The following is a 1243-nucleotide window of genomic DNA, read 5'->3' on the forward strand; positions in this document are numbered from 1 at the left end:
GAGCCACACGAACGGCACGCCGATCGCGATGCCGCGGCCCGACGGCAGGAAGCGCGACAGCGCGGCGAAGCGGCTGCGGCGTTTGGCGGCCTGAGTCGTAGCGGTCGCTCCGGTCGGCACCGGCGCGGAAGGCGTGGAAGCGGAAGTTCTCATCATGTCGCCCTCATTGCGTCAGCACGACGCCGCTGGCCGGCGACCACGACACGAACACGTCGTCGTTCCACGCCGGCGCGCTGTCGTGCATCAGGTGCGAGCTCGACAGGTTCGACACCACCGTCTTGCCGCTCGGCAGGCGCACGTGATACAGCGAATACGCGCCCATGTACGCGATGTCGGTCACGACGCCGCGCGCCCAGTTGTGATGCGAGCCGGGCTTTTCGCGGGACACGTGCACGCGCTCCGGGCGCACCGAGATGCCGACCGGCATGCCGAGCGGGCCGGTCACGCCGTGGCTCACGTACATGCGTGCCTCGAGGTCGTCGCTCTCGACGAAGATGTGATCGGGTTCGTCCTCGACCACGCGCCCCTCGAACAGGTTCGTCGAGCCGATGAATTCGGCCGAGAAGCGGCTGTTCGGGAATTCGTACACTTCGCCGGGCGAGCCGATCTGCACGATCTTGCCTTCGCTCATCACCGCGAGGCGGCTCGCCATCGTCATCGCTTCTTCCTGGTCGTGCGTGACCATCACGCAGGTCACGTCGACCTTCTCGATGATGTTCACCAGTTCGAGCTGGGTCTTCTGGCGGATCTTCTTGTCGAGCGCGGACATCGGCTCGTCGAGCAGCAGCAGCTTCGGGCGCTTCACCAGCGAGCGGGCGAGCGCGACGCGCTGCTGCTGGCCGCCCGACAGTTGATGCGGCTTGCGCTTCGCGTACTTGCTCATCTGCACGAGCGCAAGCGCGTCGGCCACGCGCTCCTTGATTTCGTTCTTCGGCGTACCTTCCTGCTTCAGGCCGAACGCGACGTTCGACTCGACCGACATGTGCGGAAAGAGCGCGTACGACTGGAACATCATGTTCACCGGCCGGCGGTACGGCGGCAGCGACGCGAGGTCCTCGCCGTCGACGAAGATCTTGCCGGAGGTGGCCGTTTCCAGCCCGGCGAGCATGCGCAGCAGCGTCGACTTGCCGCAGCCCGAGCTGCCGAGCAGTGCGAACAATTCGTTTTTTGCGATCGTCAGGTTCACGTTGTCGACGGCCGTGCTGTCGCCGAATTTCTTCACGACGTTTTCGATGCGCACGAA

The 1243-nt window shown here is 65.4% G+C and carries 1 protein-coding gene and 1 pseudogene; both read right to left on the reverse strand.

The features are described from left to right. Nucleotides 1-153, reverse strand: a pseudogene (locus DIE11_RS37350) (putrescine ABC transporter permease PotH); the annotation flags it as partial. Nucleotides 154-163: 10 nt separating this feature from the next. Beyond that, nucleotides 164-1243: ABC transporter ATP-binding protein (locus tag DIE11_RS35975; protein WP_124629851.1), on the reverse strand; the 1080-nt coding region annotated here is incomplete at its 5' end.

Source organism: Burkholderia sp. Bp9012 (assembly GCF_003853825.1).
GTDB classification, from domain to species: Bacteria; Pseudomonadota; Gammaproteobacteria; order Burkholderiales; family Burkholderiaceae; genus Burkholderia; species Burkholderia diffusa.